Origin of the sequence: Polaribacter septentrionalilitoris (assembly GCF_009832745.1) — a bacterium.
GTDB classification, from domain to species: domain Bacteria; phylum Bacteroidota; class Bacteroidia; order Flavobacteriales; family Flavobacteriaceae; genus Polaribacter; species Polaribacter septentrionalilitoris.
Map to the genome: position 1 here is coordinate 13,885 of NZ_VRMJ01000005.1, position 25,449 is coordinate 39,333.

Below are 25,449 nucleotides of genomic sequence, written 5' to 3' on the forward strand. Positions count from 1 at the left end.
AATCAATTATTAACAGAATTACAACATTATTTTTTCTGCCAATTTGTCATAAAAATACAATTTTGGTTGTATCTTTGCCCACCTTCTAATGATAAATTGAAAGATGGAACACGTAGAAAAAATTATCGACGAAAAAATACAAGGAAAAGCACTTGTAACCGAAAATAAAAAAGAAAATACTAAGAAATTATTCATTGAAAGTTACGGCTGTCAAATGAATATGAATGATAGTGAAATTGTTGCTGCTATTTTAGACAAAGAAGGTTACAATACTACTCAGATTTTAGAAGAAGCTGATTTGGTTTTGGTAAATACTTGTTCTATTCGTGAAAAAGCAGAAACTACAGTTAGAAAAAGATTACAGAAATACAATGCTGTAAAACAGGTTAATAAAAAAATGAAAGTAGGCGTTTTAGGTTGTATGGCTGAACGCTTAAAAGAGAAGTTTTTAGAAGAAGAAAAAATTGTTGACTTAGTTGTTGGACCTGATGCCTACAAAGATTTACCAAATTTATTAGATGAAGTTAGCGAAGGTAGAGATGCTGTAAATGTAATTTTATCTAAAGAGGAAACGTATGGAGATATTTCTCCTGTTCGTTTAAATTCTAATGGCGTTTCTGCATTTGTATCCATTACTAGAGGTTGTGATAATATGTGTACTTTTTGCGTGGTTCCTTTTACACGTGGACGTGAGCGAAGTCGTGATCCAAAAAGTATACTCGAAGAAGTTCGTCAAATGGTTGACAAAAACTTCAAAGAGATTACTTTATTAGGACAAAATGTTGATAGCTATCTATGGTATGGTGGAGGTTTGAAAAAAGATTTCAAAAAGGCATCAGAAATGGCACAAGCCACAGCAGTTGATTTTGCGCAGCTATTAGATATGTGTGCTACTGAATTTCCGAAAACTCGTTTCAGATTTTCTACTTCTAATCCTCAGGACATGAGTTTGGATGTAATTCATACCATGGCAAAACATAAAAATATTTGTAAATACATTCATTTACCTGTTCAAAGTGGAAGTAACGCAATGCTAAAAGCCATGAACAGACAACACACTCGTGAAGAGTATATGGAATTAGTGGATAATATTTATAAAATCATTCCAGAAATGGCTTTAAGTCAAGATATGATTGTTGGTTTTTGTGGTGAAACAGAACAAGATCATCAAGACACATTAGATTTAATGGAATATGTAAAATATGACTTTGGATTTATGTTTGCATATTCTGAAAGACCAGGAACCCTAGCTGGAAAAAAAATGGATGATGATGTTCCTGCTGATGTAAAAAAACGTCGTTTAACAGAAGTTATCAACTTACAACAAAAGCACGCATTATATAGAACTCAGCAGCATTTAGGGAAAGTCGAAGAGGTTTTAATTGAAGGAACTTCTAAGAAAGACCCAAATCAATGGAAAGGAAGAAACACACAAAACACCGTTATTGTTTTTCCTAAAGAACATTATAAATTAGGTGATTTTGTGAATGTGAAAGTTGAAGATTGTACTTCTGCCACTTTAATTGGAATTGCAGTGGGGTATTCTGAAAATAATTAAAACTGTTAAAAAAGTTAGAAAGTGGAAAGTAGAAAGTTTAAAAGCAACTTAAGAACTTTTAACCCCTTTAACTTTAAAACTATATAAATGGAAAACATACAAGCAATAAAACAACGTTTTGGAATTATCGGTAACGATATTCACCTAAATCGTGCTTTAGAAAAAGCGGTAAGAGTTGCTCCTACTGATATTTCTGTTTTGGTAACTGGAGAAAGTGGTGTTGGTAAAGAAAATATTCCTAAAATTATTCATTCTTTATCACATAGAAAACACGCAAAATATATTGCTGTAAACTGTGGTGCAATTCCAGAAGGAACTATAGATAGTGAGCTATTTGGTCATGAAAAAGGCGCGTTTACAGGTGCTACTCAAGACAGAAAAGGGTATTTTGAAGTTGCAGATGGTGGAACCATTTTTTTAGATGAAGTTGGAGAATTACCACTAACCACCCAAGTACGTTTGTTGCGTGTTTTAGAAAATGGTGAGTTTATTAAAGTAGGTTCATCTAAAGTATTAAAAACCAACGTTAGAATAGTTGCTGCTACTAATGTAAATATGCGCAGTGCTATTGAAAAAGAAAAATTTAGAGAAGATTTATACTACAGATTAAGTACCGTTGAAATTCACTTACCTCCATTAAGAGATCGTAATGAAGATATTCACTTGTTGTTCAGAAAATTTGCAGCAGATTTTGCTCAGAAATACAGAATGCCAGCTGTTCGTTTAGATGAAACTGCTGTAAAAATATTGTTGAATTATCGTTTCCCAGGAAATATTCGTCAGTTAAAAAACTTAGCTGAACAAATTTCTGTTATTGAAGAAGAAAGAACTATTTCTGGTATAAAATTAAAACAATATTTACCTGATAATAATGGGAATTTACCTGCAGTAGTTGGTGGAAAAAAAGAAAATGATTTTTCTACAGAACGTGACATTATGTATAAGATTTTATTTGATATGCGTAATGACATCAACGACTTGAAAAAGTTGACTTTAGATTTGATGAAAAGCGGAGATGTAGAGGAAGTTCAAGAAGAACATCATCAATTGATAGAAAAAATATACGGAGATCAAGATTCACAAAAAACAAGTATCGAAGTATTGAATATTCCTCAGAATTCATCACCTAAGGAAAAAGATTATGATTTTATTGAGACTATCGAAGAAGACGAATCTTTATCTTTACAAGAGAAAGAAATAGAAATGATTAAAAAATCTTTAGAAAAAAACAACAATAAACGTAAATTGGCCGCTAAAGAATTAGGAATCTCTGAAAGAACCTTATATCGAAAAATTAAACAATACGACTTGTAAGCAATGAAAAAATTAGCATTTATAATTCTATTTTCGATTAGTTCTCTTTTGTTTATTGCTTGTGGAGCTTATTCTTTTACTGGTGGAAGTACAGGTACTGCAAAAACCTTACAAGTTGATTTTTTCCCAAATCAAGCGCCTTTAGTAGAACCAAGTTTAAGTCAGCGATTTACGTTAGATTTACAAGATTTATTTACACGTCAGACAAATTTAACCCCTACAAAATCTAATGGTGATTTATACTTTAGTGGAGAAATTACAGATTACAGAATAACACCAATGAGTGCTTCTGCAAATCAGACTGCAGCGCAAAATAGGCTAACGATTACTGTAAATGTGAGGTATGTCAACAAAACTGACGAGAAAAAAGATTTTGAAAAAAGTTTCTCTTTTTATTCTGATTTTGCCGCTAACGCACAACTTTCTGGTAGTATTCTAGAAACTGCTTTAGATGAAATATTAGAAAGAATTACTCAAGATATTTTTAACGCTTCAGTTGGAGAGTGGTAAAAGAAATTGGAAGTTAAAAATTACAAATTTGAATAGAGATAAATTCATATCAATTTTAGAACAGAAACAAAATATTCAGCAATTAGAAACTGCTGAGTTAAAGTCTGTAATTGAAGAATTTCCATATTTTCAAAGCGCAAGAGCATTATATTTAAAAGGATTAAAAAATCAGGATAGTTTTAAATACAACAACGAGTTAAAACATACTGCAGCATACACTACAGATAGAACTGTTTTGTTTGATTTTATCACGTCTAATAATTTCAATCAAAAAGAAGATATTCATCAACAAATTTCTGAGAAAATATTAGAAGACAAATCTATTCCTTCGATTGAGAAAGAGATAGTTCTAGAAAAAACAATTAATCAAGAGAAAGAAGAAGTAAAACAAGAATTAGAGATTGGAAAACCCATTTCATTTTCATCTTCTGAAGGACATTCTTTTAACGAATGGCTACAACTCTCTGTAAAAAAACCAATAGTTAGAGAAGTCAAAAAGAAGGTAGAATCACCTTCTAAAAAAGAAGATTTAATTGATAAGTTTATCGAAAATAACCCTAAAATAGAACCTCTAGCAAAGACCAAAAATATCTCTATTCCTGTTAAAGAAAACAAACAAGACGCCTCTTTAATGACAGAGACTTTGGCAAAAGTATATTTAGAGCAAAAAAAATATGAAAGTGCGGTTCAAGCATATAGAATTTTAAGTTTGAAATATCCAGAAAAAAGTGGTTTCTTTGCAGACCAAATTAAAAGAGTACAAATTTTACAAAAAAATAAATCATGAGTTATACAGCATTTTTAATCTTAATTTTGATTGTAGCTATCGCTCTAATCTTAATAGTTATGGTTCAAAACCCTAAAGGTGGAGGATTATCTTCGTCTTTTGGAGGTGGTGGAGCACAATCTTTAGGTGGTGTGCAAAACACAAATAACTTTTTAGACAGAACTACTTGGACATTAGCTATTGCAATGTTTGCTTTAATTTTACTAGCAAACTTTGCTATTCCAAGAGGTGGTGATGAAGGTTTTAAATTAGACAACACCTTAGATGGAGTTGAAACTTCTACTCCTGTTGATAACACAACACCATCAACTACTAAAGATAGTATCTAAAGAAACAACAGATAAAAAAAATTAAAATGCCAACGAAAATGACACGTTGGCATTTTTTTTTGGAGAAATTTTCGACTTTAAATTCAATCCAAAGAAAAATTGTCAGTTTCATTGCATTGGCACAATTTCTGACACTTGTTAAAAAGTAAAAATTAATTTATTTAATCAAAAAATTATATAAAAATGAGTTTAAACATTAAACCTTTAGCAGACAGAGTTCTTGTAGAACCTGCTCCAGCAGAAACCAAAACAGCTTCTGGAATTATTATACCAGATAATGCCAAAGAAAAACCACAAAAAGGAACTGTTGTAGCCGTTGGAAATGGTAAAAAAGATGAGCCATTAACCGTTAAAGTTGGTGATACAGTTTTATATAGCAAATACGGTGGTACTGATTTAAAATTAGAAGGTACAGATTACTTAATGATGCGCGAAAGCGACATTTTAGCAATTATTTAAAATTGCTTATAGCTATTAGTATTTTACATATAGCTTACAATAAAACAATTAATTAACTAAGCCAATAACAAATAGTTAAAGGCAAAAAGCTAAATTATAAAAAATGGCAAAAGAAATAAAATTTGACATAGAAGCAAGAGACGGATTAAAACGTGGTGTTGATGCATTAGCAAATGCAGTAAAAGTAACTTTAGGACCAAAAGGTAGAAACGTAATTATTTCTAAATCTTTTGGGGCACCAACTGTAACTAAAGATGGTGTTTCTGTTGCAAAAGAAGTAGAATTAGAGAATGAGCTTGAAAACATGGGAGCTCAAATGGTAAAAGAAGTAGCATCTAAAACCAACGATTTAGCTGGTGATGGAACTACAACTGCTACTGTTTTAGCACAAGCTATCGTTAAAGAAGGATTAAAAAATGTTGCTGCAGGCGCAAATCCTATGGATTTAAAACGTGGTATTGACAAAGCTGTAGAAGCAATTACTGAAGATTTAGAAAAACAAACTAAAAAAGTAGGAAACTCTTCTGATAAAATTCAGCAAGTAGCTTCTATTTCTGCAAATAATGATGCTGTTATTGGCGATTTAATTGCAACTGCTTTTGGTAAAGTAGGTAAAGAAGGTGTGATTACTGTAGAAGAAGCAAAAGGAACTGACACTTATGTAGATGTTGTAGAAGGAATGCAGTTTGACAGAGGTTATTTATCGCCTTACTTTGTTACAGATGCAGATAAAATGATTGCAGATTTAGAAAACCCTTATGTGTTATTATTCGATAAAAAGATTTCTAACTTACAAGAAATTTTACCAATCTTAGAACCTGTTTCTCAATCTGGTCGTCCTTTATTAATTATTGCAGAAGATGTAGATGGACAAGCATTAGCTACTTTAGTAGTTAACAAATTACGTGGTGGTTTAAAAATTGCTGCTGTAAAAGCACCTGGTTTTGGAGACCGTAGAAAAGCAATGTTAGAAGACATCGCAATTTTAACTGGTGGTACAGTAATTTCTGAAGAAAGAGGATTCTCTTTAGAAAATGCAACTTTAGATTTATTAGGTACTGCAGAAAGCATCACTATAGACAAAGACAACACAACTATTGTAAATGGTTCTGGAGATGCTGATAGCATTAAAGCGAGAGTTTCTCAAATCAAATCTCAAATAGAAAGTACAACATCAGATTACGATAAAGAAAAACTACAAGAACGATTAGCTAAATTAGCTGGAGGTGTTGCAGTTTTATATGTGGGTGCTGCTTCTGAAGTAGAAATGAAAGAAAAGAAAGATAGAGTTGATGATGCTTTACACGCTACAAGAGCTGCTGTTGAAGAAGGTATTGTTGCTGGTGGTGGTGTTGCTTTAGTACGCGCTAAAAAAGTATTAGAAAAATTAACTACAGAGAACTTAGATGAAACTACAGGTGTACAAATTGTAAACAAAGCAATTGAGTCTCCTTTAAGAACTATCGTAGAAAATGCGGGTGGTGAAGGTTCTGTAGTTATCAATAAAGTATTGGAAGGCAAAAAAGATTTTGGTTATGATGCTAAATCTGATCAATATGTAGACATGCTTGAAGCTGGAATTATAGATCCTAAAAAAGTAACTCGTGTTGCTTTAGAAAATGCAGCTTCTGTTGCTGGTATGATTCTAACCACTGAGTGTGCTTTAGTAGATATTAAAGAAGATGCTCCTGCTGGTGGTGGAATGCCTCCAATGGGTGGTGGAATGCCAGGAATGATGTAAGCAGCGAATCGCTGTGGATAATTATTTCACTGTTGTGTAAAAATAATTATGTATTCATTTACTTGTTATTTCGACCTTGTGGAGAAATCTCAAAACATAAAAAATCCGTTAGAAAATTTCTAACGGATTTTTTTTACTATTTATTTTAATCTTGATATATTTCTGTAGTATAAAAGGCTGGTATAGAAAACCAATATCCCATAAAAGAATTTGAAGGTTTTAAAAACTGACCTTTTCTAGGTCCTGAAATAGCCTCTCCAAAAATATTCCATTGATTACCTTCATTATCATTGAGTAAAATTTCTGTTCCATCATGTGCATAACTAAACTCTAACAAAGCAGAATTACCTTCCAATAAAAATGAGACTATGAAATCTGAATTCCCAACAACTAAGTAGTTTTCCCCTTCAAAAGAATCTTTAATAATATTTTTTGATTCGAAACTTATAAATCTATAGGATTTTGCATTTCCATTATCAGAAATAATAGCGTGAACTCTTTCTTTTGATGGCAATCTATTATCATTTCTTGAAACTGGAAATAAAAGTATATCATTATTTGTACTATAATCTCCGTAAGGAGATGTACCATAAGATCTAGAAAAGCCTGTGTTTTGTGTTACAACTTTAGAATTTGGATATAGTTTTTTCCAAGTTCCCCAATTCGTCTCAAAAAGCATTATCAAATCTGCTTTTTGATCTATTAAGCTTCCATTTACAGATTTATTTAGAATTTGAGACCAATTACTTTTAGTAGCTCTATCAAAAGGAATTAAATTAGAGTTGTACAACAATCCAGAAACACCAAATGTAGTTTCAACCCCATTAACTATTCTACTCCAGCCAATGCCAGTTCCTGTTAGAGGACAATAAGTAATTGCTACAGAAACATCTCCAACATTATCATTAATAATCTCGTGCCAATCTAAAATTGTATGTGGATAAGCAACAACATTAGTTCCGTTTTTAAAACCAATAACTAAATCTGAATCTTTTAAAAAATTAGATGGTGTTTTAGAAATTTCTATTAATTCAGGATTTACCAATGCAGGAATACCATCTATTCCAGGACCTCCATCTAATACTTCTGCCAAAGGAATACTCCATTCTTCTCTGTTTTCTTGAATAAATTCTAAATCAGGATCTGGATTAAATCCATCTTTATCTGAACTACATCCATACAATGCTATAAAAATTACAATTATTAATATTCTATTCATATTCTAAAATTTTATAAAACGAGTACTCGTTTTCTTTTTGTTTAATTTATATGTGAAACCTACTGTTAATCTTAACGTTGGAGATAATTGTGTACCATCTACATAACTGTAGATGGGTAATTCTATTTTTGAATTAAGTACTATGTTAGATGTTATTTCAGAGGATAATTCAGGTCTTACAAAAACCCACTCTCCTCCTGTATTAGGTAAGTAATTATTATTTATTTTATCTCTTAAGGCCCTTCTATACTTAAAAGTTAGTTTAGGACTAAATAAGGTTTTATACAGTAAAAATTGATCTGAATACCCTAAATTAACTTGTAATTCATTTCCAAATTCATAAGTTGATGTATTGTTTAAATACGAGTCATTAACCCCTGTTAGTCTATAACTAAGGTTTCCAAAAATAAGAGCTGAGGGTTTTGATTTTAATTTCTTAGACAAAGATAACCAGCCTATACCATCAAAAGCTCCACTACCTGGTTGTAAATCTGCAGTTAATTGAATCCCTTGCTTAGAAATTAAATCTGATTTACCTAAAGGTACCTTTGTACCTATTCCTAAATTAAGTAGTGTATTTTCACCTAAAATATTTTGAATGGCATATTTAAACAAAAGAACAGCATCTCCTATACCAGACGTTTCTGTAAAGTTTTCATTTCCAAATTGTCTTATTGTTCTTGTTTGATTTACCCAAGTAAGAAGTAGTTCTGCAGAAAACTTATCTGTAAAAGAGTATGAAGTATTTATTAAAATGGAATTTGTAATTCTCAAGCGACTATTATCTTCTAGTCTTTCTGTTCCAGATTTTAATGTATTTAAATTATTGTAATCGTAATTTAATCCAAAAATCCATGAATTTTTACCTTCATTAGGTAGTCCTAAATTATTAGATAATGGCACACCACCTGAGCAACAAGTTTGTGAATTTGTTTTAAAACATCCTAAAAGAATAATCAAAAGAAAACCATATTTCATGTTTTTTTGTTCGAGTAAAAACAAATTCCTTACAAATTACAAAAAAAACAAATAGAAATTTTCTAACGGATTTTTTTATTACATCATGTATTAGTATAGTGTTACAAGCATATAAATTGCCATAAGAATCATAATGCTATTTTCTATAAACGTAGCTTTAGTCATAGGTAAATTTAAAACAGAACCTAAACAAGCACATTTTATGGTTTTTTTGTCTAACAAGGATTTTATAACTCCAACTGTTGTAATTCCTAAAATAACTAAAGTAGCAAATAAGGCAAATCTAATTTTGTATTCAAACAAAAATAAAAGACCTAAAGAAAGCTCTATGAAAGGATATACAAAAGCATATTTAGGAATTACTTTTGCTAATGGATCATACATTTGAAAACTCATTGCAAAACCTTTTACATCTAAAATTTTAAAGAAGCTAAAAATTATATAAAATAGCCCCATAAAATCTAACATAAAAGCATTGGTTTCCCAAGGATTTATATTCATTAATACTGATGAGACCAAAATATAACCAAAGATTAAAAACAATGGATACAATTGCTCACTTTTAGATTTTTTTTCTTCAAAAGCTACATCAGGTATTTTCTTTTTTTCTTTCTTTTTTGCTATTGTAAATTTTTCTGGCAACGCATTCTGTAAAATTTCAATAGAAACATGAGAACTCATATTAATAGTAGCTTCTTCTTGCTCTAAATTCACAGTTACTTTCTCTATATTTTCTAGTTCTGAAAGTGATTTATGGACAGAAGACCTGCAACCATCACATGTCATTCCAGAAATGTTATAAGTATGTTTCATTTGTATGTTAGTTATTTTTCTTCACCTTCTTCATTTCACCTTGATGATCTAAAATAATTTTATCATCTCTATATTTACAACACGGATGTACAGAGTTGTATGCTTCTAAAGAAGCTGTAATTTTTTTATCTTTCAAAATAACATCATGTCCAACATTTGCAATATTTTGTTGTACAATTCCAACTTCAACTTTACGTTCATCCATAATTAGATTTAATTGATGTGTTTTTGGACTCCAAAGTGCAAATTTTACACCTTTAGTTTTTAAAGCAGCAGTTTCAATTCGTTTTTTACACATTCCGCAAATACCATCAACTTCAAAAGCAACTTTTGCATTTTTCTTCTTTTTAACTTCTTGAGATTGCATAGAAAACCCAATGAATACTAAACTTAATATGAATATAATTTTTTTCATTTTTACTTATTTTTTATAACTGTCACTAAGAATTATTCACTCGAAGTGACAGAATTAATTAATTTTTATTTTATAAAAACCCCACTAATTGGATTAATTTATCTTAAATCGTAAACCTGCATAAATTGCGCGTCCAAAAATAGGTGCGTACACAATTGTAGTATCAAAATTTGAACCAAAAGGATCGTTACTTGCTAAAATAGGATTTTTCTGTTGAACATTAGTAATGTTCTCTCCTCCTACATACATTTCAAACTTTTCAGAAAACACTCTAGTAACTTGAGCGTTTAACAATTGATAAGGATTTGAATATTCTGGCAATTGAAATTGAGCTGGATTTGAACTTGTACTTGGTAATCGTTGTTTACCTATACTATTAAACGTTGCATCAAACCTCCATTGAGAGCCTTTCTCTGTCAGTTCTGTATCGTAAGAAAGATTGGCAAAAAAGCGATTTTGAGGCTGAATAGGTTTCTCAAGATTTCCACTTTTATAGTCTGTAGAGATATCAAAATATTTATAAGCTGTTCTTAGATTAAAACGTTTTGCAAAGTTATAATTTACTTCAACTTGAAAACTATTGGCAATACTTTTTCCATCTAAGTTATAAAAAGAGACTTCTTGTGGATTTTCCCAATCTACAACAACTTGATTTTGAAAATCGGTTTGATAAAAATCAAAAGTGATGTCTCCTTTCTTATCAAACACATTGAATTTCTGCATAAAAGAAACGCCATAATTCCAAGCAATTTCAGGATTCAAACCATAGATATTCCCTCCTTCATTATCAATATTAATTTGTCTAGAACTTGCAAACAATTGCTGGTTTTCTGCAAAAATATTGGCACTTCGTTTTCCTCTTCCAATAGAAGCTCTCAATACACTGTTTTCCCAGGGAACATATCTTAAATGTAAACGTGGAGTAATAAAAGTTCCTAATAAATTATGCGTATCAATTCTTATTCCTGCTGTGAAACTAAAATTATCTAAATTATCATAGGCATATTCAAAAAAAGCTCCTAAAGAATTCTCTTTTCTATTAAAGTCTGATGTATTTACAAACTCATCATAATTGTCATAAGTAAAACTAACTCCTGTTTTAAATTTATTTCTAGTATCACCAATAATAGAATTAAAAATCAAATTAGAATACACACTTTGGTGTTGGATATCATAGACATTCAACCCAAAATAAGAGTCTTGCTGATGATTGCTATACGCAAACTGAAATCCAAAACTTTGGTAAGGTAATTCTGGAAACACATACCCTAATTTTGCAGAAGCATCAATTCTTTTAGTATCAATCTCACTTCCCCAAGCATTTGTTGTTTCCTTATCTACCTTAGGATTAAAATTAAGTTGACCTGTTTGTTTTTCATCATTTAAAAAACGAAAATTTAGAAAACTCACCCAACCTTTTTCTGCGTCTGTGAATTGCCAACGGTTCATCACATTAATTTGATTCGCCAATGGCATATCTAAAAAACCATCAGTATTGTTATCAAATTTTTGTCCTCTATAATTTCCATGAATATACAAACCAGTTTGCCATTTCTCAGAAACTTTTTTGTTGATATGTGTATTCAATTCTAACCTTCCGTTAATAGAAGAATAGGCATTTAGAAAAAATTTATTATCAGAAAAAGGTTTGACCAATTCTGCATTAATTTGTCCAGAAATACTTTCAAATCCATTAACAACAGAACCTGCACCTTTAGAAATTTGAATACTTTCCACCCAAGTTCCAGGCGTAAATGTGAGTCCAAAAACTTGAGATGCTCCTCTTACAGATGGAATATTTTCTTGTGTGATTAACAAATAAGGACTCGTTAAACCCAACATTTGAATTTGTTTTGTTCCTGTTAAGGCATCAGAAAAACTAACATCTATAGACGGATTTGTTTCAAAACTCTCTGCTAAATTACAACAAGCCGCTTTTAGCAATTCTTCTGAGTTCACAGTAAACATATTTGCTGTAACTAAAGTAGACTTAAATGTTGCTTTCTTTTGAGTTCTTACAGTTACTTCTCCTAACTCACCTTCTTGAGTTAAAAAATGATGAATTGGTTTTAAACTTGTAATTGTAACAGTATCCGTTTTATAACCTAAATAACTAACTATTAATTTTTTATATGATTTTTTATAAGGAATCGTAAACCATCCTTTTTTGTTTGTAATTGCACTAACATTAGTATTTAACCAATGTACACTTGCACCTTCTACTCCTAAATTATCTTTAGGGTTATTCTTATCCATAATCATCCCTTTTAAATTGGTTTGAGAAAAGATTACAAAAGGTATAAATAGCAAAAAGCTAGTTATGAAATGTTTTTTCATTGTTTTTGATTTTAATAATTAAACTTCAGTTTCTCATTATTTTGAGACTGCTTGAGTGTTAATTATTAAATCAAATTAAAAAAGATTGGTATAAAACCTGAAAATCTTTGAGATTATCTGGTGGTGGAAAGTCTTTATAAATGCTTTTATCAGATTTTTTTTCCACAAATAAATCGTGATAAGAAATGGTAAAGGCGACTAAAAATTGTTGTTTTTGAAAATTGAAATCGTCAGGAGAGGTTTGTTGCAATTCATCTTGCCCATCTATTTGATGAACTTCATCTTTACAACATTTCTTTATGACTTTCTCCATATTCATTCCACAATCATCTGCATCACCTGTAAAAGAAACATCCATTAAAAACTCGCCACAATAATGTTTTTCTACGGTAAAAGAAAACGTAGAAAACAACACTAAAAGTGCTAGTAAAATTGATACTATTTTAGAAAATGTTTGTTTCACAGTTGCAAATTTACGATTTGTAATTTTAAAATGATGTTAAATTATCTATTGCTTAGTTTTTGATAGTAAAAAGCTGGAAGTAGTAACAATAAAAACAATGGATGAATGATAAATCTTCTAATGTAAAAAGGCAATAAATATCCATCTTCAAAATCATTTTTTAGGAGTAACACAAAAGTTACAATTAAAATCATGAAAGCTAGCATTAAGAAAAATCCTGAAAACTTTAAGTAATCTTTTCTTTCAAACAAAACCCATATAATTCCTAGGGTTACTAGTGAGTTTAAGGTATATCTAAATAACATATTTACAACCAATCTCCAAGTATCTAACACAGGCAAATACATGTAGAGATAGTCATTTTTAAAATATGCAATTAATGGATCGTAAAAAAGAGTATTCCCATAGCCTCTTATTGCAAATAAGGTCATAAATAAAATAACCAAAAGTATTATTTTAATGTAGGTATTCATTTTTTATATTTCGAAAATTTGTTAACCCAAATTACCCAAAGTAAAAAAACTGTTCCGTAGATTATTCCTGGAAAAATAATATCGTGTAAAACTCCTATTTGGTTAGGATATTTATAAATCATTACTGTTAAGAGAGAAATTCGTAATACGTTAATCACATAAATAAAAACACTACCAAATAAGAGGTATAATACTGTGGCTTTTATAGATCCAGAAAAAGCAACAACAAAAGCCATGAACAAAATGATGACACTTATAGAATTACAACCTTCAATAACTCTTGCTGTATATTCCCCTTCTATAATCAATTTCATAGAAACCTCTTTATCATGCTGAACAGTTTCTACATTATATCCAAAAAACGTTAACACATCAACAGTTTGATCTGCAACCTTTTTAGTTATAGAAGCTGATTTAAAGTTGTCTTCTTTTTGCTGAGAGTTTTCTAAATAGTAAGAATAAATTGCAAACAAAATAAAATAAGTAACAAAAAACTTAATTAAAAAAAAGATGATGTTTTTATGTTTTTTCACAATAAATTTTGATTTAATTTTGCAACTTATTACAGTAACGAATATACAAAATGAATATAGATATTTTACAAGGCCAAGTTGATAATATTATTGCCACAGAAATAACAACATCAGAAAAATTACAAAACATTTGCGATTTATTAGAAAGTAAAATTTCTTATTATGATTGGGTAGGTTTCTATTTTAAAAACGGTGATAAAAATGAACTAAAATTGGCACAATATACTGGTGAAGAAACTGAGCATACAATTATTCCATTTGGAAAAGGTATTTGCGGTCAAGTTGCTGTGAGTAATGAGAATTTTATAGTGCAAGATGTTAGCGAACAAGACAACTACATTTCTTGTGGTTGGAAAGTAAAATCAGAAATTGTAATCCCTATTTTTGTAAATGGAGAAAACATAGGTCAAATTGATATCGATTCTCACACAGCGAATCCTTTTACTAAAAAAGACGAAGAACTTTTAGAATATATTTGTAAAAAAGTTTCATTGATTCTATAATTAATTGTTTTTTACGAGATTTTTTATATATTTGTTACCATATTATACGATTATTAATTTAATTCTAACATCATTAATCCCTTAAATAATGAGAAAAGAACATACTACCTCATCAGTTGCATCAGGCAACTTATCACAACAATTTAATTCTGAAAAACAGTCTATTTTAAATCAATTTATGAATTGGTTTAGAAATTTTGTTGAAAATGCAGAATAATTTTTTGTTTATTTTTTAATTTTTAAACCCCTAAATTATGAGAAAACAACCCTCCAGCATTTTGCTGAAAATGCTTCCGTTTTTGCATAAGAAGCAAGACCGAAGAACACCAAGAGACTACTCAACTCTGGTAGAACACTTTAAAACCAAAATTCAAGTGGAATAGTTGTTAACTATTTACTGTTTTTGTTACTATCTTTTTATTGCCTTGAAAGAATGCTTTTCTTAAATTTGCAAGCTTAATAAGACAACTGGAAATGAGTACTTCAAAAACAATTAAATCCGCATTAATTTCGGTATTTCACAAAGATGGTTTAGAACCAATTGTGAAAAAATTAAATGAGTTAAACGTAACCATCTACTCTACAGGAGGAACAGAAAGGTTTATTAAAGATTTAGGAATAAATGTGATTCCTGTAGAAGATGTTACGTCATATCCATCTATTTTAGGCGGACGTGTAAAAACGTTACACCCAAAGGTTTTTGGAGGTATTCTAAACAGACAAGACCATGATGGTGATGTTGCTGAATTAGCAGAATACAATATTCCACAAATAGATTTGGTTATTGTTGATTTATATCCTTTTGAAAAAACAGTTGCCTCTGGTGCACCTGAACAAGATATTGTTGAAAAAATTGATATTGGTGGAATCTCTTTGATTAGAGCTGCTGCGAAGAACTTTAAAGATACTTTTATTGTTTCTTCTATGGAGCAGTATGATGATTTTTTAACCATTATTTCCGAAAATAACGGAGAAACAACCATAGCACAAAGAAAGAAATTTGCTGCAAAATCTTTTAATATTTCTTCTCATTATGATACTGCTATCTTCAACTATTTTAATGAAGATGAAGTAGTCTACAAGGCAAGCGAACAAACTTCTAAAGTTTTACGTTATGGAGAAAACCCACACCAAAAAGGATATTTCTTTGGTGATTTAGAAGCAATGTTTGACAAGTTACATGGTAAAGAATTAAGCTATAACAACTTATTAGATGTTGATGCTGCTGTAAATTTGATTCAAGAATTTAAAGGAGAAGCACCAACTTTTGCCATTTTAAAACACAATAACGCTTGTGGTTTTGCTCAAAGAGAAACTATAAAAAAAGCATATGTAGATGCTTTAGCAGGAGATCCTGTTTCTGCTTTTGGAGGTATTTTAATAGCAAATACAGAAATAGATGCAGATACTGCAACTGAAATTCACTCTTTATTTTGTGAAGTAGTCATTGCGCCTTCTTTTTCTGATGAAGCTTTATCTATCTTAAAAGGAAAAAAGAACAGAATTATTTTAATTCAAAAAGATGTTGAATTACCAAAAACAACTGTTAGAACTTGTTTAAACGGAAATTTAGTTCAAGACAAAGACAATATTACCGATAAGTTAGAAGATTTAAAATACGTAACTAACAATAAACCATCTGAAAATGAGTTAGATGATTTACTATTTGCTTCTAAGTTGTGTAAAAACACAAAATCTAATACCATTATTTTAGTTAAGAATAAGCAATTATTAGCTGGTGGAACAGGACAAACAAGTAGAGTTGACGCACTAAACCAAGCAATTGAAAAAGCAAATTCTTTTGGTTTTGATTTAAATGGATCAGTAATGGCAAGTGATGCCTTTTTCCCATTCCCTGATTGTGTTGAAATAGCAGATAAAGCAGGTATTAAAAGTGTTATTCAACCTGGTGGATCAATCAAAGACCAATTAAGTATAGATTATTGTAACGAAAATAATTTATCAATGGTAATGACAGGAACAAGACACTTTAAACATTAATAAATTATATGCAATTCACAGACAGAATTTTAGTAAGTTTGTAATAATGCATCAAAAATAATATAAGAAATATATTTTATGGGTTTTTTCGATTTTATGACGGAGGATATTGCGATTGATTTAGGAACCGCAAACACATTAATAATTCACAACGGAAAAGTGGTTATTGATAGTCCGTCTATTGTTGCTCGAAATAGAATCTCTGGTAATATTATTGCTATTGGTAGAGAAGCCAATTTAATGCAAGGAAAAACCCATGAAAATATAAAAACCATTCGTCCTTTAAAAGATGGAGTAATTGCAGATTTTGAAGCGTCAGAACAGATGATTAAAGAGTTTGTAAAGCAAATTCCATCTATAAAAAAGAAGCTTTTTCCACCTGCTTTACGTATGGTAATTTGTATTCCATCAGGAATTACAGAAGTTGAAAAACGTGCAGTTCGTGATTCAGCAAAACATATGAATGCGAAAGAAATTTATTTAATTTACGAACCAATGGCTGCTGCAATTGGTGTTGGTATCGATATTATGGAACCAAAAGGAAACATGATTATTGATATAGGTGGTGGAACAACCGAAATTGCTGTAATTGCTTTAGGAGGTATTGTTTGTGATCAATCTGTAAAAGTTGCTGGTGATTTATTTACAAGTGACATTATGTATTACATGCGTACACAACACAACTTACATGTTGGTGAAACTACTGCAGAAAAAATTAAAATTCAGATTGGTGCTGCAACCGAAGATTTAGAAACTCCACCAGAAGAAATGTTAGTTCAAGGTAGAGATTTATTAAGTGGAAAACCAAAACAAGTACAGGTTTCTTTTAGAGAAATAGCCAAAGCTTTAGATAAATCTATCTTGAGAATTGAAGATGCTGTCATGGAAACTTTATCGAAAACTCCACCAGAATTAGCAGCTGACATCTACAATACAGGAATCTATTTGGCAGGAGGAGGCTCTATGCTAAGAGGTTTAGACAAGCGTTTATCTCGTAAAACAGACTTACCTGTTTACGTCGCTGAAGATCCTTTAAGAGCTGTAGTTCGTGGGACAGGAATTGCTTTAAAAGAATTAAACAAATACAAAAATGTATTAATGAAGTAGTAAATTAGAAAGTAATTTAAAGGATGCAGCAGATTATCTATTTTTTCCAGAAATTTAAATATTTTCTGTTCTACCTATTTTTAACAATACTTTCATTTGTATTTACTTTTACCAATCTAAACTTTCATAAAAGCAAATTTGTAAATTCTGCAAATAGCATTACTGGTGGTTTATATACTCAAATTTCTAATATCTCTGAATATCTTTCATTGAAAGAAGAAAACAAAAGACTATCAGAAGAAAATACACGTTTAAAAAATCAGATCGAAAAAACTACTCTTCGTTTAAGTAGCGATTCTATTGTTATTGATTCATCAAAATATCATCAAAAATACACTTTTACTAATGCTAAAATTATTAAAAATGATTTTACCAAAGCATTTAACTTTTTAACCATTAATAGAGGTAAAAAAGACGGAATAACAAAAGAAATGGCAGTAATTAATAGTCTTGGAATTATTGGAATTACTGATAATACTTCGAATTCTTACGCCAGAGTTCAATCGATTTTAAATAAAAACAGTAAAATAAACGCAAGATTAAAAGGCAACACTTCTTATTTTGGCACTTTAGAATGGGATGGTAATAAATATACTACTGTACAATTGTATGATATTCCAAGACAAGCTCCATTAAAAATTGGAGACACTATAGAAACAGGTGGAAAATCTACAATTTTCCCAGAAGGTATTCCAATAGGAACTATCTCTAAACTTTATAAAGGCACTACCGCTAACAATAAAATGGATGTAAAACTTTTTAACGACATGAGTAACCTGGGTTATGTAAAAGTTGTAAAAAGTTTAGACAAAAAAGAAATACAATCATTAGAAATTACTAAAGATGAATAGTACATTAAGAATTATATTACTGTTTATTCTAATTTTATTTCTACAAGTATTTATTTTAAATAATATAAACTTTTTAGGATATATTAATCCGTATTTATACATCGCTTTTGTATTTTATTATCCTTTAAAAGAAAAAAGATTTACAATTTTATTCTTAAGTTTTCTTTTAGGCTTATTGGTCGATTTCTTCTCAGATTCTGGAGGAATTCATGCATTTTCCTTACTCACTATTGCTTACCTCAGAGTATTCTTTATCAAACTATACTTTAAAAAAGTTCCTGTTGATTATCCATTTTTTAAACTGAAAGCCGAACCTTTTGGAAAAGTTTTTAACTATGTGGTAACTTTAACATTGATACATCATTTTATCTTATTTTCTTTTAGTAATTTTAGTATTCAAAATTTTACTGATGTTTTGTCAAACACTTTATTTTCTGGCATATTCACATTAATTTTATTTTTTTTAAGCAGCTATATTTTTATTAAAGAAGAATAATGCAAAGAAGTTTTTTACTTTACATTTTAATATCTATTGTTGGCATAATTTTTATAGGAAGATTATTTCAGCTACAAGTGATACGTGGTGCCAATTACAATCCAATTAGAAATGCATCTGTAAAAGTAGTCTATGACTACCCTGAACGTGGTTATATTTATGATAGAAAAGAAAAATTATTAGTAGCTAATGAGTTGTCTTATGATGTAATGATTCAACCTAATCAAGTAACTCCATTAGATACATTAGAATTCTGCAACTTGCTTAAAATTGATAAATCAGACTTCTTAAAAAGATTTCAAAGAGCTGAAAGATATGCTTCTTATTTGCCTTCGGTTTTCTTAAAGCAATTGGCAAAATCAGATTTTGCTTTTCTTCAAGAAAAATTACACAAATACAAAGGTTTTTACATTCAGAAGAGAATCATAAGACAATATCCAATTAAAGCTGCAGCAAATGTATTAGGTTATATTGGTGAAGTTAATGAAGCACTTGCAAAAAAAAGTGATTATTATCAGCAAGGTGAATTGCTTGGTAAAGATGGTGTTGAAAGACAATATGAAGACCTATTAAGAGGTGAAAAAGGAAAGAAATACCTTCAAAGAAACAACTTAAATAAAATTACAGGGTCTTACCTAGAAGGCAAATACGATACATTACCAGTAAACGGTAAAGACTTAACATTAACTTTAGATATTGATTTACAATTGTATGGCCAACAATTAATGTCTGGAAAAAGAGGTGGAATTGTAGCTATTGAACCATCATCTGGTGAAATTTTAGCGCTTGTAACCTCTCCTACTTATGATCCTAATATGTTGGTTGGTAGAAAAAGGTCAAAAAATTCTGTAATACTATTTAATGATACAATTAGTAAACCTTCTTACGACAGAGGTCTTTTAGCTGCTTATCCTCCTGGTTCTCCTTTTAAAATGATGAATGCTTTAATTGGTCTTCAAGAAAATGTAATTAATGAACAAACACACTTTTACTGTTACAATGGTTTCAAATACGGAAGATCTAAAGATGCTTTTATGGGATGTCATTGCGGAATTTATGCAAAACCCATTAAACTTAAAACAGCCATTGCTAAGTCTTGTAATAGTTATTTCTCTAATACATACAAAAGAATTGTAGAAAAAAACAACAATCCTTCTAAAGGTTTAGACAATTGGAACAAACATGTCACTAGTTTTGGCTTAGGGGATTATTTAGGGTATGATTTACCAGCAGGTAGCCCTGGATTAATTCCGGATGGAAAATATTATGACAACATATACAAGTATTCTTGGAGTGCATCTACAAATATATCTAATGCAATTGGTCAAGGAGAAATATTAACTACTCCAATTCAGTTGGCTAATTTTACAGCAGCCATTGCCAACAAAGGACATTTTTATACTCCTCATATCTTAAAGAAAGTAAGTCAGAAACCCATTGATAACGAAAATTATGTAACTCCTAAAAAAACAACAATTCAACCAAAATATTTCGAACCAGTTATCCAAGCAATGCATGAAGTATTTAAAACCGGTACTGGAAGATGGAGCCAAGTAAAAGGAATTGATATTTGCGGAAAAACAGGTACAGCAGAAAATTTTGCAATTATTGATGGTCAAAAAATACAGTTACCAGATCATTCTATTTTAGTTGCTTTTGCTCCGAAAGAAAATCCAAAAATCGCATTGGCCATTTTTGTTGAAAATGGAGGTTATGGTTCAACAATTGCTGCACCAATAACTAGCTTACTAATTGAAAAGTATTTAAACGGAGAAATCTCCGCTAAAAATAAATACAGAGAGCAAAACATGTTAAACCTTAGTTTAAATGATATTTACGATAAACTAAATCAAAAACCAGAAGAAATTGCGTCAGGAACGAAATAATATTTTTGCTGATATCGATTGGATTTTAGTTATCCTTTTTGCCATACTTATTGGCTTTGGATGGATGAATATTTATGCAGCTTCAAAAACTTCAGAAGATTTTGAACTACTCAGTTTCTCAACAAAATATGGTAAACAATTTATTTTTATCTGTTTAACCATTCCCTTAATTGTTTTTATACTGTTTTTTAACTCCAAATTTTACGAACAATTTGCGAGTATTTTCTATATTATTTCCTTGATTTCATTAATAGGGTTATTTGTATTTGGTAAAGAAATTAATGGAGCAAAATCATGGTATAACTTTGGTGTTTTAGGGCTTCAACCCTCAGAATTTGTGAAAGCATTTACTGCATTAGCTGTCGCAAAACTATTAAGTGACAGGCAGTATAATTTAAAACTCATTAAGAATCAAATTAAAGCATTTATCATTATTTTTCTTCCAGCTGTATTAATTACATTACAGCCAGATGCAGGTTCTGCATTAATTTATTTAGCTTTCTTTTTTGTATTAAATAGAGAAGGGTTAACCTTAAACTACATCATTTTTGGTTCACTATTAATTCTAATTTTTATTCTAACTATTCTATTTGGAGTTAAATCAATCTCAATTGTACTTTTTACTTTATTAACTTTTGCTACTGCCTATTTCATATATAAAGGTGGAAAAAGGTTTCTAAGATTTAATTTTCTTAAAATAATAGTAATTTACATTGTTACAGGGCTCTTTTTATTTTCTACTTACTATGCCTACAATAACGTCTTTAAACAACATCATAGAGATAGATTTGAAATCTTATTAGGCATAAAAAAAGACAATAAAAATATTGGATACAATTCGTATCAATCAGAATTAACTATTAGCTCTGGAGGATGGACTGGAAAAGGGTTTTTAAAAGGTGATATTACTAAAGGTAATTTTGTTCCAGAACAACATACAGATTATATTTTTAGTACAGTTGGTGAAGAATGGGGGTTTTTAGGATGTTCAATAGTAATCATACTATTTACCTTAATGCTTTTTAGAATTATATATTTAGCAGATACTCACACAAACAAATTCGGACGAATATATGGTTATGGTGTGGCCTCTATCCTATTTTTTCACATTATAGTTAATATTGGAATGGTTATTGGCTTATTACCAACTGTTGGAATCCCTCTACCTTTCTTTAGTTATGGAGGTTCTTCTCTCTGGGGATTTACAATCTTACTCTTTATATTTATAAGGTTAGACGCACATAAAAACTACGACTGGTAGCTTTTAAAGCAAAAAAACTCTGAATAAATAAATATTCAGAGTTTTAAATAATAAATTTTTGTTCAAAAATTACAAAGCAGCTACGTGCTTAGCTAATTTAGATTTTAAATTTGCAGCTTTGTTTTTGTGGATAATGTTATTCTTAGCTAACTTATCTAACATAGAAATAACGTTACCTAATTTTCCTTCTGCTTCCTTCTTGTCTTCAATGGTACGTAAGTCTCTTACAGCATTTCTAGTAGTTTTATGCTGATATTTATTACGTAACCTCTTAGATTCGTTACTTCTGATTCTTTTTAATGCTGACTTATGATTTGCCATAATTTTACTTCTTGTGTTTTTATTAAAACTTTGTAGTCCGTACGGGAATCGAACCCGTGTTACCAGGATGAAAACCTGGCGTCCTAACCCCTAGACGAACGGACCATAACAATTAAATATCTCTCAATTGCGGATGCAAATATACAACGTTTTTAAAACTCTGCAATATTTTTTTAAAAAATTTTAAAAAATTAATATGCCTTTGCAAAAAGCACCCTTTTTGTAGATGGTTTACCAGTTAAAACGCAGGCTCCAACCTCTTCTTTAGCATCATTTGGTATACATCTTATAGTAGCTTTAGTATATTCTTTAATTCTATCTTCTGTTTCTTCTGTCCCATCCCAATGGGCTGAAACAAAACCACCTCTTTTTATTGCTTTTTTAAATGCTGCAAAATCATCTACAACTGTAGTGTTCTCTTTTCTATAATCTATTGCTTTTTGAAATAAGTTATTCTGAATTTCTTCTAAAAGATGTTCAATAACAACTACAGCATCATTTTGATTGACTGTTTGTTTTTCAAAAGTATCTCTTCTTGCTATTTCTAAAGTTCCGTTTTCTAAATCTCTGTTACCTATTGCAATTCTAACAGGAACTCCTTTTAATTCATATTCTGCAAATTTTGCTCCAGGCCTAAAAGTATCTCTGTTGTCAAACTTCACGGATATTCCTTTTTTGCGTAACTCTTTTACAATTTCATCAACTTTTTTTGAAATAGCTTCTAATTGTTCTTCTCCTTTATATATAGGAACTATTACAACCTGAATTGGCGCTAATTTTGGAGGCAACACTAAACCTTTATCATCAGAGTGTGTCATAATTAAACCTCCTATCAAACGAGTTGAAACTCCCCAAGAAGTTGCCCAAACATATTCTTGCTTTCCTTCTTTTGATGTAAACTTGACATCAAAAGCCTCTGCAAAATTTTGTCCTAAAAAGTGACTTGTACCTGCTTGTAATGCTTTTCCATCTTGCATTAATGCCTCAATAGTATAGGTATCTTCTGCTCCTGCAAAACGCTCGCTATCAGATTTTACTCCTTTGATAACTGGCATTGCCATAAAATTTTCTGCAAATTCTGCATAAACATCTTGCATTTGTTTTGCTTCAACAACTGCCTCTGATTTTGTAGCATGTGCTGTATGGCCTTCTTGCCATAAAAACTCTGCTGTACGCAAAAACAAACGTGTTCTCATTTCCCAACGTACAACATTTGCCCATTGATTAATTAATAATGGTAAATCTCTGTAAGATTGAATCCAGCCTTTATAAGTGTTCCATATAATAGCTTCAGATGTGGGTCTTACCACCAACTCTTCTTCTAATTTTGCTTCTGGATCAACTCTCAATTTTCCTTCTCTATTTGGATCATTTTGCAAACGATAATGAGTAACAACAGCACATTCTTTGGCAAAACCTTCTGCATTTTTTTCTTCTGCTTCAAACAAACTTTTTGGAACAAATAAAGGAAAATAAGCATTCTGATGTCCTGTTTCCTTAAACATTCTATCTAATTCTGCTTGCATTTTTTCCCAAATTGCGAAGCCATAAGGTTTGATAACCATACAACCTCTTACTGCAGAATTTTCAGCTAAATCAGCTTTTACCACCAATTCATTATACCATTTCGAATAATCTTCTGCTCTTTTTGTTAAATGTTTACTCATGATTAAAAGTTTGGCACAAATATTGCAATTTCTTAAAGTGAAATTTCTGTTAAAAGCAATATTTGTATTTACAAAAACGGAACAAAATTAGTATATTTAAAAGAGTTTTTAGCAAGAAAAGACAATAAAATAGTATTCATCAAAATCTCATCATTATGAAACAAGTAAACATAAAATCTAGATTACATCAATTAGCATTGCTATTTGCTGCAAACGCTTTACTTATTTCATGTGGTACCTATCAGAACGTAAATTATGGAGATGGTATATATGATGATAAACCTATAGTTCAAGATACCAGAGAAACTCAAAAAGTTATTGTGGTAGATAAAGATGAATATAACAACTACCAAAACAATTATTTTTTAAGAAAGCTAGACAGCTTAGAAAGGTTTAATAACAACGATATATTTACAGATGTTGATGATTATAACTCTGTAGACACAATTTATATAGACGAAGACAATAATACAAACTACAACCCTAATCAACCCTGGGGGTATAATGACAACAATGATGTTGTTGTAAATATAAATCCGTATTGGAATGATCCATGGTTATGGAATAATGGATGGAATAATTGGGGCTTTAACAATTGGGGTTGGGGATTCAATAATTGGGGTTGGGGATTCAATAATTGGGGTTGGAATAACTGGGGTTGGAATAATTGGGGCTTCAGAAATCGATTTTGGGGTGTAAATCCTTATTGGCATCCTTACCATAACTTTGGATGGCAAGGTGGTTTTATAGCAGGCTGGGGTTGGAACAACCGTTTCTTCAACAATAGATATAACAGATTTTATACAAATAGGTCCTACGGAAGAAGAACTACTTATAACAGTACTTACAGAAGAAATAACAGTATAAATTTTAGGAATAGAAGTACTACAAGTAGAAGAAGTTCTACAACCAATACACAATCCACATCAAGAAGAAGTTCTTCCACAACTTACCCTACAAGACGAAGTTCTACAACTAGAAGAAGTTCCACAACAACAAGAAGAAGCTCATCTTCAAGAGGTTCTAGTAGTACAAGAAGAAGCTCATCAACGAGAAGAAGTGGTGGCAATAGAAGTAGCGCTAGTATAAATAATACAAGTAGCAGAAGAAACACGAGACAGGTTGTTGTTGTAAGAACGTCTTCAAACTCTAATGTTAACAGAAATTCTTATACCCCATCTAACAGAAGAAACACAACTTCTGCTAGAAGTTTTTCAAGGTACATCACTCCAAAATCAAGTTCTTCTACAAGAAGAACAACAAGTAGAAGTACTAATTACAAACCTTCTAGAACAAGGAGTTCTTCAAATACGAGAGTAACAAGAAGTTCTTCTACAAGAAGCAGTTCTAGTAGATCTTCTGCAAGGAGCAGTAGAAGTTCTTCTTCATCAAGAAAAAGAGGGTAACAATAAAATAAGTCTTTAGAT

26 protein-coding genes and 1 tRNA gene are annotated in these 25,449 nt (G+C 30.5%); 16 read left to right on the plus strand and 11 right to left on the minus strand.

Going from position 1 to position 25,449, the window contains the following annotated elements; translation table 11 throughout:
• Positions 1-103: 103 nt before the first annotated feature.
• The 7 genes from miaB to groL all read left to right on the plus strand — a co-directional run bounded on the left by miaB (position 104) and on the right by groL (position 6,698).
• Positions 104-1,558: a tRNA (N6-isopentenyl adenosine(37)-C2)-methylthiotransferase MiaB gene (miaB, locus tag FP421_RS00535; RefSeq protein WP_159946527.1), complete on the plus strand. Its 1,455-nt coding sequence runs from the start codon at positions 104-106 to the stop codon at positions 1,556-1,558.
• 87 nt (positions 1,559-1,645) lie between these two features.
• Positions 1,646-2,872: a sigma-54 interaction domain-containing protein gene (locus tag FP421_RS00540; protein WP_159946529.1), complete on the plus strand. Its 1,227-nt coding sequence runs from the start codon at positions 1,646-1,648 to the stop codon at positions 2,870-2,872.
• Between the two features lie 3 nt (positions 2,873-2,875).
• On the plus strand, positions 2,876-3,382 hold the full coding sequence (locus FP421_RS00545; protein WP_159946531.1) for an LptE family protein: 507 nt from the start codon (positions 2,876-2,878) through the stop codon (positions 3,380-3,382).
• Between the two features lie 28 nt (positions 3,383-3,410).
• Entirely contained in the window at positions 3,411-4,169 is a 759-nt protein-coding gene (locus FP421_RS00550) for a hypothetical protein (protein WP_159946533.1), read from the plus strand.
• Positions 4,166-4,498: a preprotein translocase subunit SecG gene (gene secG, locus FP421_RS00555; protein ID WP_159946535.1), complete on the plus strand. Its 333-nt coding sequence runs from the start codon at positions 4,166-4,168 to the stop codon at positions 4,496-4,498. Before FP421_RS00550 ends, secG begins: the two co-directional genes overlap by 4 nt.
• Positions 4,499-4,681: 183 nt before the next feature.
• Positions 4,682-4,957: a co-chaperone GroES gene (locus FP421_RS00560; protein WP_159946537.1), complete on the plus strand. Its 276-nt coding sequence runs from the start codon at positions 4,682-4,684 to the stop codon at positions 4,955-4,957.
• Between the two features lie 103 nt (positions 4,958-5,060).
• The gene (gene groL / locus FP421_RS00565) at positions 5,061-6,698 is read left to right on the plus strand and encodes a chaperonin GroEL (protein ID WP_159946539.1); all 1,638 of its coding nucleotides are present in this window, start codon (positions 5,061-5,063) and stop codon (positions 6,696-6,698) included.
• Positions 6,699-6,843: 145 nt separating this feature from the next.
• On the opposite strand, the gene FP421_RS00570 is transcribed toward groL, so the two are convergent.
• From FP421_RS00570 to xrtF, 8 genes are all read right to left on the minus strand, one after another.
• Positions 6,844-7,917 carry a DUF3179 domain-containing protein gene (locus FP421_RS00570; protein ID WP_159946541.1) on the minus strand — a complete coding sequence of 358 codons (1,074 nt, stop codon included), beginning with the start codon at positions 7,915-7,917 and terminating at the stop codon, positions 6,844-6,846.
• Between the two features lie 3 nt (positions 7,918-7,920).
• Positions 7,921-8,895 carry a hypothetical protein gene (locus FP421_RS00575; protein ID WP_159946543.1) on the minus strand — a complete coding sequence of 325 codons (975 nt, stop codon included), beginning with the start codon at positions 8,893-8,895 and terminating at the stop codon, positions 7,921-7,923.
• Between the two features lie 90 nt (positions 8,896-8,985).
• Positions 8,986-9,708 carry a heavy-metal-associated domain-containing protein gene (locus FP421_RS00580; RefSeq protein WP_159946545.1) on the minus strand — a complete coding sequence of 241 codons (723 nt, stop codon included), beginning with the start codon at positions 9,706-9,708 and terminating at the stop codon, positions 8,986-8,988.
• A 7-nt stretch (positions 9,709-9,715) separates the two neighbouring features.
• Positions 9,716-10,123 carry a heavy-metal-associated domain-containing protein gene (locus FP421_RS00585; RefSeq protein WP_159946547.1) on the minus strand — a complete coding sequence of 136 codons (408 nt, stop codon included), beginning with the start codon at positions 10,121-10,123 and terminating at the stop codon, positions 9,716-9,718.
• A 93-nt stretch (positions 10,124-10,216) separates the two neighbouring features.
• The gene (locus FP421_RS00590) at positions 10,217-12,460 is read right to left on the minus strand and encodes a TonB-dependent receptor (RefSeq protein WP_159946549.1); all 2,244 of its coding nucleotides are present in this window, start codon (positions 12,458-12,460) and stop codon (positions 10,217-10,219) included.
• Positions 12,461-12,530: 70 nt separating this feature from the next.
• Positions 12,531-12,923 (minus strand): HYC_CC_PP family protein, encoded by a 393-nt coding sequence (locus FP421_RS00595; RefSeq protein ID WP_159946551.1) that lies wholly within the window; start codon positions 12,921-12,923, stop codon positions 12,531-12,533.
• A 41-nt stretch (positions 12,924-12,964) separates the two neighbouring features.
• Complete coding sequence (locus tag FP421_RS00600; RefSeq protein ID WP_159946553.1) at positions 12,965-13,396, minus strand: exosortase F system-associated membrane protein; 432 nt, start codon at positions 13,394-13,396, stop codon at positions 12,965-12,967.
• The gene (gene xrtF / locus FP421_RS00605; RefSeq protein ID WP_159946555.1) at positions 13,393-13,929 is read right to left on the minus strand and encodes an exosortase family protein XrtF; all 537 of its coding nucleotides are present in this window, start codon (positions 13,927-13,929) and stop codon (positions 13,393-13,395) included. Before xrtF ends, FP421_RS00600 begins: the two co-directional genes overlap by 4 nt.
• A gap of 50 nt (positions 13,930-13,979) precedes the next feature.
• Between xrtF and FP421_RS00610 the strand changes: the two genes are divergently transcribed.
• The 8 genes from FP421_RS00610 (at position 13,980) to rodA (ending at position 22,034) form a co-directional block, all read left to right on the plus strand.
• On the plus strand, positions 13,980-14,432 hold the full coding sequence (locus FP421_RS00610; RefSeq protein ID WP_159946557.1) for a GAF domain-containing protein: 453 nt from the start codon (positions 13,980-13,982) through the stop codon (positions 14,430-14,432).
• Between the two features lie 88 nt (positions 14,433-14,520).
• Entirely contained in the window at positions 14,521-14,649 is a 129-nt protein-coding gene (locus FP421_RS15250) for a hypothetical protein (protein ID WP_262885933.1), read from the plus strand.
• Positions 14,650-14,906: 257 nt separating this feature from the next.
• Positions 14,907-16,433, plus strand: coding sequence for a bifunctional phosphoribosylaminoimidazolecarboxamide formyltransferase/IMP cyclohydrolase (gene purH, locus FP421_RS00615; protein WP_159946559.1), 1,527 nt, complete (start codon positions 14,907-14,909; stop codon positions 16,431-16,433).
• 78 nt (positions 16,434-16,511) lie between these two features.
• Positions 16,512-17,540 carry a rod shape-determining protein gene (locus tag FP421_RS00620; RefSeq protein ID WP_159946561.1) on the plus strand — a complete coding sequence of 343 codons (1,029 nt, stop codon included), beginning with the start codon at positions 16,512-16,514 and terminating at the stop codon, positions 17,538-17,540.
• Between the two features lie 23 nt (positions 17,541-17,563).
• Positions 17,564-18,391 carry a rod shape-determining protein MreC gene (mreC, locus tag FP421_RS00625; RefSeq protein WP_159946563.1) on the plus strand — a complete coding sequence of 276 codons (828 nt, stop codon included), beginning with the start codon at positions 17,564-17,566 and terminating at the stop codon, positions 18,389-18,391.
• Positions 18,384-18,887 (plus strand): rod shape-determining protein MreD, encoded by a 504-nt coding sequence (mreD, locus tag FP421_RS00630; protein WP_159946565.1) that lies wholly within the window; start codon positions 18,384-18,386, stop codon positions 18,885-18,887. The genes mreC and mreD overlap by 8 nt, the downstream gene beginning before the upstream one ends.
• Positions 18,887-20,773: a penicillin-binding protein 2 gene (gene mrdA, locus FP421_RS00635; protein ID WP_159946567.1), complete on the plus strand. Its 1,887-nt coding sequence runs from the start codon at positions 18,887-18,889 to the stop codon at positions 20,771-20,773. Before mreD ends, mrdA begins: the two co-directional genes overlap by 1 nt.
• Positions 20,754-22,034: a rod shape-determining protein RodA gene (gene rodA, locus FP421_RS00640; protein ID WP_159946569.1), complete on the plus strand. Its 1,281-nt coding sequence runs from the start codon at positions 20,754-20,756 to the stop codon at positions 22,032-22,034. The genes mrdA and rodA overlap by 20 nt, the downstream gene beginning before the upstream one ends.
• Before the next feature lie 69 nt (positions 22,035-22,103).
• On the opposite strand, the gene rpsT is transcribed toward rodA, so the two are convergent.
• The 3 genes from rpsT to proS form a co-directional block, all read right to left on the minus strand.
• The gene (rpsT, locus tag FP421_RS00645) at positions 22,104-22,355 is read right to left on the minus strand and encodes a 30S ribosomal protein S20 (RefSeq protein ID WP_159946571.1); all 252 of its coding nucleotides are present in this window, start codon (positions 22,353-22,355) and stop codon (positions 22,104-22,106) included.
• Between the two features lie 33 nt (positions 22,356-22,388).
• Positions 22,389-22,460: transfer RNA gene (locus FP421_RS00650), tRNA-Glu, on the minus strand.
• A gap of 86 nt (positions 22,461-22,546) precedes the next feature.
• Positions 22,547-24,022 (minus strand): proline--tRNA ligase, encoded by a 1,476-nt coding sequence (proS, locus tag FP421_RS00655; RefSeq protein WP_159946573.1) that lies wholly within the window; start codon positions 24,020-24,022, stop codon positions 22,547-22,549.
• A 155-nt stretch (positions 24,023-24,177) separates the two neighbouring features.
• Between proS and FP421_RS00660 the strand changes: the two genes are divergently transcribed.
• Positions 24,178-25,428, plus strand: a complete 1,251-nt coding sequence (locus FP421_RS00660; protein WP_159946575.1) for a hypothetical protein — start codon at positions 24,178-24,180, stop codon at positions 25,426-25,428.
• The last annotated feature ends 21 nt before the right edge of the window (positions 25,429-25,449 follow it).